The following is a 14,630-nucleotide window of genomic DNA, read 5'->3' as shown; positions in this document are numbered from 1 at the left end:
CTGTACGCGAGCTCGCTAAGTACCTCCATCCACACCAGTTTGCTTGCTTAAAAACAGCAAAACAAGTGCTAGTTAGATAGTGTTGATTGGGATTTTTATCATGCGATTGGCCTGTTAAATAGGGTTTTATCGTAGTGGTTATAAAATACTATAATAGAGGTATTTAGTTGACCCGAAACGCGCCGTTATGAGACAGAAAGTTTCTCAGTTGTGTGTATTTAGCATAAAATTACACACAATAACTTTAATAGTAAAGGTGATGGAAGAGCTATTTGTCGGCGAAAAAAGAAAAATTTATTTTGCGGTCACTAACCACTTCTTGTCGGTAATTAGTACTGCTGTATCATATTCTTCTAACAGGCGTAAATATTTTTCCTTCCAGTCCGTTAATTGTTGTTGAGTGGTTGAAACCAAAATGTTATCAGCGTAACGTTGATTGATAAACTTAAAATCATCTTTAGTAAACATATCAGGAAATTCAACTGAAAAATCATGCCGTATAACATTTCCAATTTTAAAGATATGTGCGGCACTCAGGTCCTTTTGATTAAACCAGTTATACAACGATCTTCTGTTGATGTCTAAACTTCGGGCCAGATCGCTTATATTATAGCCTTTTTTCCTGATAACGTATTCAATTATTTGTCCGTAATGTTTTTCCATATGTCAATAAAGTTTAGTTGTTTAATACCCAAGTTAGAAGGATGCTAACAAGTGAATATGTTTCCAATATAACCTATTTTTTTCTTAATGTGAAAAAGATTATGAATAATTTTTGAGTTCTGTAGTCAAATAGTTACCCGCAGAGGTAAATTTTAACCCAAATCGAGATTGTTTTATAAAAATTTAACAATTAGAGAATGAAAAAGTCTCTTAACACTGGATTAGCATTAATTCGGTAAATTTTGCCATAAAAAACGGCGTTATTATCACAATATTTAATCAATTGTTTCACTAAAAATGAGCATTTTGGGGTTTTTAGAAGTAGCAGCATTAAACAATTTAGATAAATTGATAGGTTAGTATTGTTGAAGGTTAGGGTGTTGTACAGGCTTTTAATATATGTTGAAAAATGTCTTATATATTGATGATAATCAGTTGGATCTTTATATTCTGACACTTCTGCAAAGAAAGTATCATTTATTTAAATCCTGTATAACAACGGCAGATGCGGTTGGCGCACTTCGGGAATTAAAAGAATGTGCTACTGATAAAGATCATTTGCCTGAAATTATATTTTTGGACTTGTATATGCCTAAGTTTAATGGCTATCGATTTTTGGATAAGTTTGAGCAGATTTATCCCTTGTTTACAAAAAATATTGAAGTTCATATATTATCTTCGTCAATGAGTCCTAAGGATATGCAACGATGTATGCTGTACCCGCATGTTTGTGCATATCATATAAAACCTATAACCCTCGAACAGCTTTTAAGTGTGATCGGAAGTAAACCATAATTATTTCTATAAAGTAGTGTTGAACAGATTCCGAAAGTGACTAGTTGTATGCTGTTACAATTCTTAATATCTCATAAATACACATTTTAGTATCAATTGTATTTAAGTGAGGTTAACTTTAGTTAAAACCCGTTAGTTTAGTTTTTCCGCAAACAGAAATTTTTAATATGCAGAGCTACATCCAAGCACAAACACCAGGGGTAACTAAGCTCCATAACCTAAGCGATAGATTGTTGTGGGTTGACTATGCTAAAGGAGTGGGAATTGTGTTGGTTGTTTACGGCCATGTGTTGCGAGAAATCAGGCCGGTAAAAGGATTGTTTAACCAATATGCAAGCTTCTTTGAGTTGTCTGATAAATTTATCTATAGCTTTCATATGCCTTTGTTTTTTATGTTGTCTGGATACTTTTTTATGTCGTCATTATATAAAAAGGATTTTCTGTTCGACAAAATTAGGGGATTGGTTTATCCGTTTATTATCTGGTCTATACTACAAACATCGGCCGAGATCCTAATTTCTACCATGAGCCCCTATACCAATACGCAAACACCCTTGGCCGAATTAATTACCTGCCTAATAATACCAAGGGATCAGTTCTGGTTTTTATATGCATTGTTTTTCATAACAATGATTAATTATTTTTTATTCCGGCTAAACGCTGCGGCAGGGATCTATTTTTCAACAGCATTATGGGTTGCATATGTTTTATTCAGGCAGTTTGTGCCCGAAACATTTAATAACACTTTTCAATTTTTAATATTTTTCAATATAGGGATATTGTTTTCTCAAAGCCGGAGGTTTATTCTAATAATGGGGCAGTGGAGTTTTTTGTTGGCAGGGATAATTGCTTTTGCGGCAACGGAATACTTTTATTTAACCGGAATTTCTCCTTTCAATTCAACAATCTTGTCGAAGTTTTTAGTGGGTGTCGCGGGATCGGTGTTAGTAGTTCAGCTTTCAAGGCTGGCAATAGCAGCAAATTTTCTTTCGATACTTGGTTATATCGGAAAACGGTCACTGCCTATTTACCTTGCCCATATGCTTGTTGCAAGTGGAACGCGCATTTTTTTATTAAAAATTTTAAAAGTAGATAATCTTGCTGTTAATTGTGTTGCAGGTACATTAGCGGGCATATTTATACCTCTGTTTTTGTATAAAATAGCAGTGAAAAACGAGTACACCGCCTGGTTATTTGTGTTCCCGAAAAAAATCGACAAAAAGCGCGAATCGATAAGGCAAACTATTATAAAAACCGCCTGAATCTATGGGGCTGGTGTTTTTGTAATTGCCGGTACCGTCAAAGGCGGTAAGTGCTAACAGTGGGAGGGAATGTAAATTTAGCACACTATTATACAATATTTCACATAAAGCACCCAATCAATCAAGTCCGGTTATTAATGGATAAAACTTTGCAATATTTGCTTAAATACTTATTTAACAAGTATTGCGCAATGAGACAAATGCTTCGGCTGATTCAATTATAGCACATGAGGAACTTAATGATAAATGGGCCAACCTATATGTTGGATACCGATGCTGATGCAGCTTTTGTAAAGAGATGCGTTAATTTTTTGATGCTTTTTTTCCGATTACAACCTTCGTGCTTGTACCCTCAATACCTGGTACTACTATTATAACAGTTTTTGCGGGTTTGCTATTTCCGTTTATTCCTCTGTTGCCATCAGTAGCAAGTAAAAGGCGTTTTTTCCGGGAATTCGCCTGTTTTTTTTGCGTAATATTAATATTCGCCTTTTCATCACAATTGATCAACTTGCTCATAAATTTAAAATTAACTAACGACCTGTTGCTGATCAACAAAAACAATTTTACTAAAACTTTCTTTCGTACCTCGTTAATTACCCAATCGCTATCATTAATAGTCGGGTTTGTTATTTATTTGTACGTCAAGAATTTTTCTAATGATAAGATAATCAATTTTATATACTTCGGATTAAGATTGTTATGTTTTTATGCGTTATATGAATTTGTGCTTTATGCGGCAACAGGTATAAATGGTGATTTTATGGTTAATCGAACTTTTGGAGATGACGCCTCATCGGGTTCCTTGTTTCAAACAGTTAGCCTTGGCGGCATAGGGCTGATGAGGTTAAAAGGCTATACCGGTGAGCCCTCTATGTTTGTTTATACCGTCTTCCCTTTTTGGGTGTTAGCGTTTGGCTTAAAAAGGAATTACGATATCTGGCTCCTATTTACTTGCTTGCTATTTACCTTTTCAACAACCGCATATGCATCAATGCTATTGTTTTTGGGTTTTTGGGTATTGTATAAAAGAAATTTTCAAATATTCTTCTATGCATGTGGTTTTATGGTTATAGTATGCGCAGTACTGCAAATGGACAGATTTCAGCACCTTTTGGATAGTGTATATGATTTTACATTTGGAAACAAATTGGGCGGTCAAAGTTCGTCTTCTGAATCAAGAGGGAAGGATTTTGTTAATCATATTTCGTTTTGGGCTAACCTCAACGGTTGGAGCCAGGCTTTAGGTATCGGCTTTGGTTATGTTCGCTCCGGAGATTATTTTTCAACCTTAATGCTTAATAATGGCATTATAGGGTTTTTAGTATTTAGCTGGTTTGTTCTAAGGAATATGTTTCTGTCGATTCCGATTAAGTTGGTTTCAATTGGATATAAATTAGGTTTGGTGATGGTTTTCCTGATCTTAATGACCACGGTACCTGAATTTGCCTACCCATCTTTTTGGATATATTTAGCATTGGGCTTTGTGTTGGAGCGCCTACATGTACCGCGTAAAACAAGCGAAAAACAAACAACCGTGCACCCATCAAAAAGCATTACACTTGTAATGGCTGACAATGAAAAAGTGGCTGTTTCTACCGTATGAGATCAGCCACTTTTTCTGTTTTTTTATTTTGGCCTAACCTTCAAAATTTTTGAAAGCAAATAATAGCCACTTTAAAGGGTTAAGTTGGTCGCTACCAGTTTCTTTGCCCAGCTGGTATAAGGAATGGTCCATTTCAAAAATCCGTAGCTGCCTTCTTGCGCGCTTTTTAAAGGCTCATCAAATAATTCGTAAAACATCAATACTTTAACTTGGGGGTTGGCTTTACATTTGGCTACAAAGTTGGATACGAAAGTATTTTGATTTTGCTCTTTTATGCTCTGCTCCTGAGTGCTGTACCTGACGTTAGATTCTGTGATCCAAATTGGTTTGTTGGGAAATAAACTTCCAAGCTTGACTGTAATGTCGTTTATCTTGTAATTGGGAGCAAGCCTTTCCATTTCTGAGTACCAATGGTAAGCTACCACGTTAAATTTCACGCCATAGGTGTCGCACATTCTTAAAAACGCGTATTGTAACCAACCAGCAGAAATCATGGTTTTTGCATTAGGGTCTTGGGATTTTAAACCCTCATCCATACCTTTTAGATATGCTGCCGTTCTGTTAAATTTCGTCCTGTCAAAGTCATATTGGCTCCAGCCTACTTTACCTGGAAGCAACAAATCTAGGGTAAGGTCGTTTCCAAGATCGTAGTACTCAAAGTTTTTCGCATACTTGGCACCAAAATTAGTCCCCAGTTTTTTACCAGCCTCGTAATTGTAACTTTGGCTTTTGGTTAGATCCATGGTTCTGGTGTAAAGCATTGGTAAAATGTTTACTTTACCGGCTGCGGCAGCATCTAACAAAGGACTTAACAGATGTGGTACGGTAATCGTACCGTCAGATTGTGCCATGCAATCTATCCTGTACCAGTTCATACCCATTCCTTGTAAAATTGAAATTTGTTTGGTAGCGGGAGTTTGGATGTAAGGCTGATCGCCAAGCGGGTGGCCATTGATGCCTAATTGGAGTGTCGAGCCGGCAACGGTAATTTTTGATGAAACCGCGGTAGTTGCCGTGCTTGCGAAAACCGTTGATTGGTTTTCAGGGATTGTAGCCATGTGGGCGGGTTGTACGTCATCTTTAATTGAACAAGATGCCAGACAACATCCGGCCGTGACGCCAAGTGCCCATAGTTTTGTACGATCAAACTTTAACATGATATGGGATTTAATTAATAGTTAGGGGTCAAACGGTGGTTTTGTTATAAATGTTACATTGATTTTGGTAATTATTTGAAAAAAATGAATTAATTGGAACCTTAATGGTAATTGTTTGCTTTCTTATTAGTTGTTATGGTCTGTTTTTGAGTTAGTTATATTGTTGCATAGTGTAATGGAATTGTTGCAAAAAAAATAAAAAATTCACATTTTTTTTGCATTAAATGATGGTGTTAACTAATGGGCAATAGTTTTTTAGGGGATTTATCTCCCAAAACTTAATTGTTGTTAGCATTGATGCCGGCATGTCCTTCAAACATAATGCATTTCAAGTCAGGCTGCGAGCTTGGCCTATGTCCGGTATCGGTTTGGATGCTCCCTTATAGTGTTATAACTAAACAAAGATAGGCCGAAACCATAAAAATATAATGCGGCTTTTTGACCAAAAAAAACACATTTTTTGGTCAAAAATAATGAAATTGTGATATTTTATGTGTATTTGAAAGGTTTTGTTCCTTTTTACAAAATGGTGGTAAACGTTGAATGGAGCTTTGGTTTTTTATAAATACATGATGTCCACAATATATCTTGTGTGTGGATTAGGCCATGGAAAAATGGCGCTTCGGATTCAGTTGGTTTCTCATTGATAAACAAATTGTTATACGTTTGTAACCTACGTACAACCGCCTGGTAAATAATTTGTAATATTGCCGGATGTAAACATACAATTCGGCTATAGGTAAAAAAATTATTGCTATTGCGTTTGATTGCGTTTTGCTGGTTGTAGAACGTTAAGACAGTAACTCCCCTGATATTAATGAGTCGCTGGCTGTAAAGAAAATTCCTGTGTACCAGAAATTAAGGTGAAGGTCATAGTCGCAAATTTATTTCAGTGGGCAGCGGGCCTTTTAATGAAAGGGCTCGGACCTACAGGCCGGGTTTAAAGGATTTATTAAACAGTTTTTGCCTGGCGGAAGACAGGGTGTAAATCCAGGTCACGTTAAATTATTAAAAGTGTGAAGATACTGAATGCTTCTACTGGCTTTAGTGGTTTGAATGCTCAATGTTTAAATGAAACACAATGATGATTGAATCCAATGGAGCTATTGGATTCAATCCATTTTACAATTTAGAGTTTCGTTATATCTCTCCAGCAGGCGAATATATTTTTCCATCCAGTAATATATCGCCTCCTGTTCTTTATCGGTGTATAAAGCTTTAGTTCCCTGGATTTTCAAGCCTGATAGGCTTTTCTCATTGATCTCAGAAGGAAATTCTTTTAAAAAGTTGTGATTTATAGCAAGGTCGACCTTCATCATATTGCTCATCCCAAGGTCTTCTTTTTCAAACCAGTTATACAATGTCCCCCGGCTGACGCCGACTTTTCGTGCGATTTCGCTCAAACCCATTGATTGACGACGTATAGTAAGTTCTACAATTTTACCGCGGTGGGGATTCCGCTCTTTCCTTGCTTCAGCCTGCTTTGTAAATCTGCCAGGCGTATTAATCATTAGACTGACCACTTTTGCCATATCACTACTTGTTTTTAAAATAACTGAAACCACCGGTTTATAAAGATGCTAATTCAGTAGCCATTTCGTTCCGTTAATTCCTTACACAGAATGGAGCTTTAAAAAATTATTTGTTAATATTTTAACTGCTAATTTAAATATCATCAAAGATGATGCTTGCTGGATAATATGATTGTATACCGAAATGTATATCAGTTGGGAAGTTTTTGCGAGCCACAATGCATTCAACATGCCGCAATTAACACCTCAATCTTGGCTTAACGTTAGATTTAATGACTGCGTACTATTAATCCATTGTGTCAATAACAAGTAAATGTCGGTTGGTGAATATAGGATTTATTAGTATTTGCTATTTATCCACAACTGGCTGATTATTATACAAATAGACTTATCTTAGAGTAAAATGTATTTTTATGCGTATTAATCAATCACCACGTATTTCAATAAATAAGCTTGGAGAGTATATTTATGCTACCCCTGCCAGAAAGAAGAGAATATTGCTCGATGCCAAATTTCCGTCCGAAATAATCACCAGCAGGTATGCTCCTGTGCAAAATGCTGCTATACAAAATTTTGCAGCTTCTGTTAAAGATATTGAAATATTTAACCGCGTGAAGGAAATATTGTCTCAAAAGCAACCAGCCAATGACCATCAAAAAGAAAAAATAAAATCTTGTATAGAAGCCCTTACTCATCTAACAAACTGTGCTTCAAGTAAATTGGTGCCATACACTGAAATACCAGCTATTAAAGGATATAAAGATTGTAAATCAATTACGATAAACGGTGTAGTAATAAGTTTACGGCCGGAAATTTTGCTTTTAGATAGAAATACCAATCAACCTAAAGGCGCGATTAAATTAGCTTTTGCTAAAGGTCATTTTTTATCTATTCAGGAGGGGCAATGCATAGCGGGTCTTATAAAGTCTTATTTGGAGAAAGAATTGAAAATTACATGCAGCTATAAAGACTGTATTACTTTGGACGTATTTTCAAGCCGGATTATTTATGCTCCAACTAAAAATGAATGGACAATTAATAAAATCCAAAGCGCTTGTGAAGACATTAGACTTATATGGCCGTCATTGCAGCAAAAGGTAGCTTAATATCTTTTATTAGCTCTTTTTCTTATTCGAACTTATTCTTTTAATTTCTTTGTCAAAGTCACTTTCAAAATTTTGATCCTGTATAATCCTAAATTTATCGTACTCTTTTTCAGCTAATTTTATCGCTACTTCATGGCTTACCTTTCCAGCATCTTTCAGGATCTGATATTCGTTGAATTGTAGGAACGCGTCTAAGCGGCTTATCCAATCACTCATCTTCATAGGTATCTGCCTTGATGCTTGTAATTCTGCAAAGTCAAGGTACATAGTAACAACTCTTTCTAATTCTTTGATCTCCTTTTCTATTAGGTAGTTCTTCGCTATCCCTATATCACCTTTTAGTACTTTGCCGCTGGGTGCATTTTTGAAAGTCTGGAGACCCATATTTGGCTTATCTGCACTTGCCCGTTCTGCAATGATCTGCGCAGCGGTTTTACCTGAAATAGCAAAATGTAGTTTGTTTTGAACCGTCTTAAAAAACTTTTGGGTTATATCAGCATCCTTATTGTAATCTATACTGCATTGCTCATATATATCTGTTATCTTAAGATAGAAACGTCGTTCGCTGGCGCGTATCTCTCGAATGCGCTCTAAAAGCTCATCAAAATAATCTTTACCGAAACGCTTACCTTGTTTCAAACGCTCATCATTCAGGACAAAGCCTTTAACAATATACTCCCTTAGTGTTTTTGTTGCCCATATACGGAACTGTGTAGCCTGATAGCTATTAACCCGGTATCCGACTGCTATGATTGCGTCTAAATTGTAAAAGGAAGTAAGATATTTTTTACCATCACCGGCAGTTGTTTCCATTTTGGAAACAACTGAATCTTCTTCAAGCTCATTACTTTCGAAAATATTTTTCAAGTGTTTACTAATAGCGGGCACTTCCACGCCAAAAAGCTCTGATAAACGCTTTTGGGTTAACCAAAAAGTTTCATCATTAAAAATTACTTCAATTTTAACATCACCGGTAGGGGTGTTGTAAAATATAATATCGTTTAATTCCGGCTGTTCACTCATTTTAAACATTACTAATTTCAAAAATTATAGACACTGATAATAATACCTGCAGAATTGTGGATCTTCTATATGTAATATCGTTCGCAGTGCGGACGATATTACATAAATCAAGAACAAAAATATTCAACGGAATCCCCAATTAAAAATATGCAATTATCAACATCTTTGATGTTGCCTTTGATAAACATAGTCAACAACTTGATCTATAAAAACTATAGCATTACCTACATACATTGCATCATAATATTTTGACAGGTGGCCCCAATAGAAATTAATGACCATGTTCTTAATTTCTTCCTTTGTTTTCATATACAGCATTTAGGCAGGTGTCCAAAATTCAACATCTAAATGTATGCGAGCGACACCGCGTCGTTGAGCTTCGGTAAATGCCAAATCTTGATATTGCTGATGAACTGCTCTGTCTAAACCTTTAATAGATGTCCATTTTTCTTGGCTTAAAGAATTTGCAGTCCTACTATCAATTGGCAGTTCGAGTGGAGCAAGCACAGATGTATTTGAATATAAATCGTCTTCATTTATAAACTCCCTTTGAATAAAGCCATTATAACAAATATGTCTAAAAAAATGTTCAGTACTTTCCTGGCTGAACCATATTGGATATCTTCATTCCGACAATAATCAATTAGCAAGTCTGTTTGTTCATCTAAATACAGTGCATAGTTATTTTTTAAGGCTTTAAAGAATTCATCTAGATCGATTTGCGCACAAAATTCGCTGCACTTGGCAACGGTTCCAGCTCCGCTTTGATTCCTTAATACACTTATATCAATACACAAAAAAGCAATGTTCCTTTTTAATTTTGAGAAAAATATTTGGCATCCACACATTATCAAATAATATTTAAGACATCAATATAATTTCAAATTATTCAAACTCGTACCAATTTCATCTGTAAATAAAGAATACATGTCATTTTCAATCAAAGCCACATCCGTTTTGTTAATGTGCTTCACTGTATCATCGTAAAGTTTTTGTAATGAACATTTGTTTATTTCATGATTTAAAGCAGTAGGTACATTGTCCACGGAACATTCTAACATAGCATAACCTCTCTCGTCTGTGTCTATAAAATAACTTGGACTACCATCGCTTTTTTGGTAAAGAAGAATTTTGTCAAGCAGACGAGCTTTATAAATGTATGATTTTCCACTTTGTGTATCAATTTTGTATTTAACTAATTGATTATTAACAACCAGAGGGTGAGCTCGATTTTTTTTAGTTCGTCGATAATTCTGAAAATATCTTGCAGCTCCTTTTTAAAGTACTCCGTTCGAGGATTGTAGTGTGAAGAGGGATTTAAACTTCGTACCCTATACCTTTCAAGTTTATCTAGGGGTCTTGTATTAAAGCCAACGCTATCAAAGTATTCTCTGGCTTTAACTAACAACGTATCAATCATCAATCCCGTATTTGGGATGGGAGTTCCATCATTATTCACCAGAAACTTATGTGGTATAAACTCCCTGAAAAACTCTTCGATTGATATTCTTAAATTATTCCCACAAGCATTATAATCAATCTCACTCTTAAAATATTTTAATGCTTTTTGCAGACTGCTTTCGTAGGCTGTAATTAAAGGAACAGGTATGCCAGCATTGTTTTCTGACTCATACATCTCAAAAAACTTCCACTTTTCTTTCCAACTGTTTTTTATAATCAAAGTATCCGTTTCCCCAGATTTTTTAGCTAATTGCGCATAATATGTTTCAATGAATTTTCTTGCGTCTTCAAAAAGCCCTCGTTGATGCGTGAAGAATAATATTTGATAATCTTCCAGATAACCTTCCATTATGACATTTAAGACAAATTCGCGATTACTCATATCCATGCTCATCAATAAATCATCTAAAACCAATATTTTTGGATACGCTTTTACAAATTTTTCATCTAAAATTGCTAACCGTATTGCCAACGCCATTGTTGATAGTTTAGCTTCGTTTAAAAAGCTTTGTGGACTATTTACAATTTTTTTATTCGCATCAGGAATTAAGGTCGTTATCAGCTCGACAGACATTATAATTTTGGGGTATTTTAATTTCCAGGTTCTTCCTTTGCTCCCGACTTTAAAGTCATTATAAGTTGCTTTTTTATAGTTGAATTTTACTTTAAATTTCTCTTCAAATTTTTCTTCTAAATATTCATTAGTCGTTTGTTGAATTTGAACAAGATAATACTCGAATTCAATATTAAACGTATTTATAGTTAATTGAAAATCCTTGTAGCGCTGTTCGTGCATTTTTGGCTGAGGGCTCAATCCCTCTGCAATATAATCCCACCAATATTCTGCGTTTTTATTTCCTTTGGATTCACCGGGTTTTATTAATTCCTCACGAAAATTTATAAAGGAAAATAATTGATGCTGAAAAAAATCAAATAAATCAGTTTCTTCTTTATGGTAGTAAGCGTATATTCTTGACAATACATTATGGTCAAGAAAGTCACTACCAAGGGTAGTTTCTAAAACTAAATTATCCGATTTCGTATTAATGGTAGAAAGGGATATCTCCCTTCTGGAAGTAGCTTTATGTTCATCTTCAAATATAATAGCAATTGAACTTTCTAAATGTTCTGTCGCTGTATCTATTTATTAAATTTTCATTATGCTTGGGGTCAAAGTATTTCCTTATCTCAAGGTTATCTGTTTTAAATACACTCTGTAAAAAAGTATATAATGCCCAATAGATTGAACTCTTACCACTGCCATTTTCACCATATAATAAAACATTCTTTCGTTCAAAATCTAATTCATGATTTCCAAGAAAGAACTTGAAATTTTGCAATATAAGTTTTCTTATTTTCTGCATTATTTTGCTGCTTTTATTGGCATGATCAGTTGGTTTAAACGGGTATCCATCAATTTTAAATTATTGCGGATTTCATTTTCTTTTTGTCTTAATTTTTGATAAGATTCATGGATCACCTGCATTTTATTATCATCTTCCAGTCCGTCTATTATCGAGAAATCTCGTTCGGCGTATTTAAAAAACTCCACCCCGGCATTTTTAAATTCATCCTCGAAATATAATTCATATACCAATGCATCGACAATCTCCTCAAACATAGTTACAAGATGATGATTGTCTACATACTCATTGACATGGTTGGGTACAGACAATGCTTTCAAAAAATAATGTAACTAACCAAATTATTAAATGGTTGTTGCCTTTGAGCACTTGCCAAGTGAATGGGGAGACCTTTCGCATCTTCCGGATAGAAATGTAGTGATTCCGATAGAAAATTTAAAAAATACCAGTTAATCAAAGTAGAATTTAAGATCGCAATTAAATATTTATAAGAAAATTCTTTCCCAAATTGAATCTTCTTGGGCGTTATATTTCTTTTAACTGTCGTATGATTCGCTTGAGCAAGAAGATCCCACTTAACACAGTTTATTACTGTATGGCTATTGTAAAAATGCTTTGTATCCAACGCAAATCGCAATCTGTCTTTAACAATGTTAATAAACATTATTTTTTCATTTTCAAACAGTTCCTTAAACATTGAGTTATAATGTTCATTGGGCTTATAATCAAGCCATCCATATTGAGAGAATGAGAATCTTTCAATATTTTTCCCCTCAGTAAATGGTTTTAATCCCGGTTTGAAGTCTTTGAAAATATAGTGTTCTTTTTTATCACCGTTTGTTTTGTGGTTAATGCGCGCGCCGTAAGAAATAAGGCAAATGTTGTCTAAACTTATTGATTTGTTCCAAATGACAGATTTTAATAGGGATACAGTTGAAACGTCTTTAGTTTCTAACCTGTAATCTTTTAAAGTCAAAAAAACACTTTGGTTTATAGAGCTTTCGGTTATTTTATTTTCCAGGAAATTTTTTTGTGAGTTTACTTTTTTGATTTTTGTTAAAGTATCAGAAACTTCGCTACCTACAAACAAAGTAATATTTTTTACTACTGCAGCGTCAAAAACTCGATATTCACTAGTATCTAATATTTCCAAAATGGAATAACTGTCGATTAATAATTTCCTGGAGTCGGTTCCATATTTTTGATTTGTGTATGGATAGGGAATAATAAATGTCAACAGGCCTGTGTTTTTTGCAAACAGTTTTAAAGCCCTTTCAATAAAAGCAATATATAAATCTGTACGGCCTTTACAAGTTTTATACTTAAGAAACAGATACTTCTTCGTTTCGGTATCTATCTTCTCTACATTAACATAAGGAGGGTTACCTATTACAATGTCGAAAGTATTTACTCCGTACATCCATAAAGGATCAAACCAATCAACTTTTTCGTGGTTAAAAGGATTCCATGTGCTTATTTTAAAAGCTCGGCTTGTTTCTTTAGCTCCAAACGATAGTTGCTGTTTAAAAATACTTGTTTGAAGGTGCAAAAAATTTTCTTTTATTTTCTGTTTTTCTACTCCATAGCTTTGCAAATAATCTAAACGAAATTGCTGTAGGCTATCCAAATCTTCATTGGCATTAAATAATCCACCATAATATTCTTCGTCAGGTAACATAAATAAACTGTTAGCCGTAACGAATTTGAATTCTAAATTTGGTAAAGGTTCAATGCCTCTATTTGGTTTGGTTCTCGTCAATATTTTCATCAACAACTAATGTTAAAAAACAGCGTAGTTTGGAAATTTCAGCCGCAATTGGTTGTATATCTACGCCATACAATGAATTTTGAATAATGCCAAGCTTTCTTGCATATTCCGGGCTTCCTTTTTCTAATTTGTCTTTAACAACTTTTCTTAATACTGGATTGTCGATTCGGCTTACTTGCTTTTCTTTCCACCAAACTGCATTGCTGTCTAGTTTCTGTAACGCCATTACTATTTTCTGCAACATTCCTATTGGGAATGCCCCGGAACCACAGGCTGGATCTAATATTTTGATCCTATCTAATGCTTTTAAGATTTCCTGTTTTTCATTACTTTCAAATTGTATGTTTTCGCCGTTATCCAGTTTAAACAGAGGTTCCAATCGTTCATTAGAAATATCGGTTTGTGCATGAATATAGTATACTAAGCTTTGCGAAGTCATGTAATCGACTATTTCGCGGGGTGTATAAAAGCTACCGGTAGATTTCCTCGCAGTATCACCGCTATCTGGGTCAATTTCTGCTAATAAGTTTTCAAATATCCTTCCTAACATTTCAGGATCAACGCTTACCTCAATATCAACTACCGAATTCTCATCGATTGTAAAATTGTATTTCTCTAGCTCAATAAAAAAATCAAAAAACCACTCGTCCGGAATGACAAGTGTATTGATATTTTGTGACAGTCCCGTCGTTTTGTTTAATGAATAATAGTCCTCATCTTGCTGTTCAAATAGACCGCCATTTAAAAAAGGAACTTGTTCGCAACCTAAGGGCAGGTCTTCATTCCTAAAATCCATCGGAGTGTTTAGAGTTTGAAAAAAAGTTTCTCCAAGATAAAATGATAATAACCTGGGTTTTCTTTCACAGCTTCACTAGAAAGTAAATGTTCAGGTA

General features: G+C 34.7%; 15 protein-coding genes. 4 read left to right on the top strand and 11 right to left on the bottom strand.

Features of this window, described 5'->3' with window-relative positions:
- Positions 1 to 294: 294 nt before the first annotated feature.
- Positions 295 to 663 (bottom strand): hypothetical protein, encoded by a 369-nt coding sequence (locus tag ACRQ5D_RS31820; RefSeq protein ID WP_091174161.1) that lies wholly within the window; start codon positions 661 to 663, stop codon positions 295 to 297.
- Positions 664 to 1,062: 399 nt separating this feature from the next.
- Here ACRQ5D_RS31820 and ACRQ5D_RS31815 point away from each other — a divergent pair, with 399 nt between their 5' ends.
- Positions 1,063 to 1,458 (top strand): response regulator, encoded by a 396-nt coding sequence (locus tag ACRQ5D_RS31815; protein ID WP_091174159.1) that lies wholly within the window; start codon positions 1,063 to 1,065, stop codon positions 1,456 to 1,458.
- A 167-nt stretch (positions 1,459 to 1,625) separates the two neighbouring features.
- Positions 1,626 to 2,720 (top strand): acyltransferase family protein, encoded by a 1,095-nt coding sequence (locus ACRQ5D_RS31810; RefSeq protein ID WP_091174157.1) that lies wholly within the window; start codon positions 1,626 to 1,628, stop codon positions 2,718 to 2,720.
- 303 nt (positions 2,721 to 3,023) lie between these two features.
- Here the strand turns inward: ACRQ5D_RS31810 and ACRQ5D_RS31805 are convergent, their stop codons facing one another.
- Entirely contained in the window at positions 3,024 to 3,239 is a 216-nt protein-coding gene (locus ACRQ5D_RS31805; RefSeq protein WP_431198747.1) for a hypothetical protein, read from the bottom strand.
- Between the two features lie 25 nt (positions 3,240 to 3,264).
- On the opposite strand from ACRQ5D_RS31805, the gene ACRQ5D_RS31800 reads away from it, so the two are divergent.
- The gene (locus tag ACRQ5D_RS31800; protein WP_143020866.1) at positions 3,265 to 4,326 is read left to right on the top strand and encodes a hypothetical protein; all 1,062 of its coding nucleotides are present in this window, start codon (positions 3,265 to 3,267) and stop codon (positions 4,324 to 4,326) included.
- A gap of 71 nt (positions 4,327 to 4,397) precedes the next feature.
- Here ACRQ5D_RS31800 and ACRQ5D_RS31795 read toward each other — a convergent pair whose 3' ends face one another.
- Together ACRQ5D_RS31795 and ACRQ5D_RS31790 are read right to left on the bottom strand one after the other, a co-directional pair.
- Positions 4,398 to 5,483: a glycosyl hydrolase gene (locus ACRQ5D_RS31795; RefSeq protein WP_091174150.1), complete on the bottom strand. Its 1,086-nt coding sequence runs from the start codon at positions 5,481 to 5,483 to the stop codon at positions 4,398 to 4,400.
- A 1,112-nt stretch (positions 5,484 to 6,595) separates the two neighbouring features.
- Positions 6,596 to 7,015, bottom strand: a complete 420-nt coding sequence (locus ACRQ5D_RS31790) for a hypothetical protein (protein ID WP_432327783.1) — start codon at positions 7,013 to 7,015, stop codon at positions 6,596 to 6,598.
- Positions 7,016 to 7,428: 413 nt separating this feature from the next.
- Here ACRQ5D_RS31790 and ACRQ5D_RS31785 point away from each other — a divergent pair, with 413 nt between their 5' ends.
- On the top strand, positions 7,429 to 8,121 hold the full coding sequence (locus tag ACRQ5D_RS31785) for a hypothetical protein (RefSeq protein ID WP_091174143.1): 693 nt from the start codon (positions 7,429 to 7,431) through the stop codon (positions 8,119 to 8,121).
- A 9-nt stretch (positions 8,122 to 8,130) separates the two neighbouring features.
- Here ACRQ5D_RS31785 and ACRQ5D_RS31780 read toward each other — a convergent pair whose 3' ends face one another.
- The 7 genes from ACRQ5D_RS31780 to ACRQ5D_RS31750 all read right to left on the bottom strand — a co-directional run bounded on the left by ACRQ5D_RS31780 (position 8,131) and on the right by ACRQ5D_RS31750 (position 14,533).
- Positions 8,131 to 9,144 carry a virulence RhuM family protein gene (locus tag ACRQ5D_RS31780; protein ID WP_091174486.1) on the bottom strand — a complete coding sequence of 338 codons (1,014 nt, stop codon included), beginning with the start codon at positions 9,142 to 9,144 and terminating at the stop codon, positions 8,131 to 8,133.
- A gap of 318 nt (positions 9,145 to 9,462) precedes the next feature.
- A complete protein-coding gene (locus tag ACRQ5D_RS31775) occupies positions 9,463 to 9,651 on the bottom strand; it encodes a hypothetical protein (protein ID WP_431198742.1) in 189 nt (62 codons plus the stop codon).
- 688 nt (positions 9,652 to 10,339) lie between these two features.
- Positions 10,340 to 11,584, bottom strand: coding sequence for a hypothetical protein (locus tag ACRQ5D_RS31770; RefSeq protein ID WP_431198741.1), 1,245 nt, complete (start codon positions 11,582 to 11,584; stop codon positions 10,340 to 10,342).
- A 115-nt stretch (positions 11,585 to 11,699) separates the two neighbouring features.
- Entirely contained in the window at positions 11,700 to 11,969 is a 270-nt protein-coding gene (locus tag ACRQ5D_RS31765; protein ID WP_431198740.1) for an AAA family ATPase, read from the bottom strand.
- The gene (locus ACRQ5D_RS31760; RefSeq protein ID WP_432327780.1) at positions 11,969 to 12,289 is read right to left on the bottom strand and encodes a hypothetical protein; all 321 of its coding nucleotides are present in this window, start codon (positions 12,287 to 12,289) and stop codon (positions 11,969 to 11,971) included. The genes ACRQ5D_RS31765 and ACRQ5D_RS31760 overlap by 1 nt, the downstream gene beginning before the upstream one ends.
- Positions 12,286 to 13,737, bottom strand: a complete 1,452-nt coding sequence (locus ACRQ5D_RS31755) for an Eco57I restriction-modification methylase domain-containing protein (protein ID WP_432327779.1) — start codon at positions 13,735 to 13,737, stop codon at positions 12,286 to 12,288. The genes ACRQ5D_RS31760 and ACRQ5D_RS31755 overlap by 4 nt, the downstream gene beginning before the upstream one ends.
- The gene (locus ACRQ5D_RS31750) at positions 13,706 to 14,533 is read right to left on the bottom strand and encodes a hypothetical protein (RefSeq protein ID WP_431198738.1); all 828 of its coding nucleotides are present in this window, start codon (positions 14,531 to 14,533) and stop codon (positions 13,706 to 13,708) included. The genes ACRQ5D_RS31755 and ACRQ5D_RS31750 overlap by 32 nt, the downstream gene beginning before the upstream one ends.
- Positions 14,534 to 14,630 lie beyond the last annotated feature (97 nt).

Origin of the sequence: Mucilaginibacter sp. P25, assembly GCF_050859465.1 — a bacterium.
GTDB lineage: Bacteria > Bacteroidota > Bacteroidia > Sphingobacteriales > Sphingobacteriaceae > Mucilaginibacter > Mucilaginibacter gossypii.
Note: the sequence above shows the minus strand (reverse complement) of the source record. Positions and strands in the feature narration are given on the sequence as shown.

Bases quoted from the DNA above. Each gene is read 5' to 3' on its own strand.
- ACRQ5D_RS31805 (WP_431198747.1), bottom strand. From the start codon at position 3,239: ATGAGCAAGTTGATCAATTGTGATGAAAAGGCGAATATTAATATTACG.
- ACRQ5D_RS31795 (WP_091174150.1), bottom strand. From the start codon at position 5,483: ATGTTAAAGTTTGATCGTACAAAACTATGGGCACTTGGCGTCACGGCC.
- ACRQ5D_RS31810 (WP_091174157.1), top strand. From the start codon at position 1,626: ATGCAGAGCTACATCCAAGCACAAACACCAGGGGTAACTAAGCTCCAT.
- ACRQ5D_RS31755 (WP_432327779.1), bottom strand. From the start codon at position 13,737: ATGAAAATATTGACGAGAACCAAACCAAATAGAGGCATTGAACCTTTA.
- ACRQ5D_RS31815 (WP_091174159.1), top strand. From the start codon at position 1,063: ATGTTGAAAAATGTCTTATATATTGATGATAATCAGTTGGATCTTTAT.
- ACRQ5D_RS31750 (WP_431198738.1), bottom strand. From the start codon at position 14,533: ATGGATTTTAGGAATGAAGACCTGCCCTTAGGTTGCGAACAAGTTCCT.
- ACRQ5D_RS31820 (WP_091174161.1), bottom strand. From the start codon at position 663: ATGGAAAAACATTACGGACAAATAATTGAATACGTTATCAGGAAAAAA.
- ACRQ5D_RS31790 (WP_432327783.1), bottom strand. From the start codon at position 7,015: ATGGCAAAAGTGGTCAGTCTAATGATTAATACGCCTGGCAGATTTACA.
- ACRQ5D_RS31785 (WP_091174143.1), top strand. From the start codon at position 7,429: ATGCGTATTAATCAATCACCACGTATTTCAATAAATAAGCTTGGAGAG.
- ACRQ5D_RS31765 (WP_431198740.1), bottom strand. From the start codon at position 11,969: ATGCAGAAAATAAGAAAACTTATATTGCAAAATTTCAAGTTCTTTCTT.
- ACRQ5D_RS31780 (WP_091174486.1), bottom strand. From the start codon at position 9,144: ATGAGTGAACAGCCGGAATTAAACGATATTATATTTTACAACACCCCT.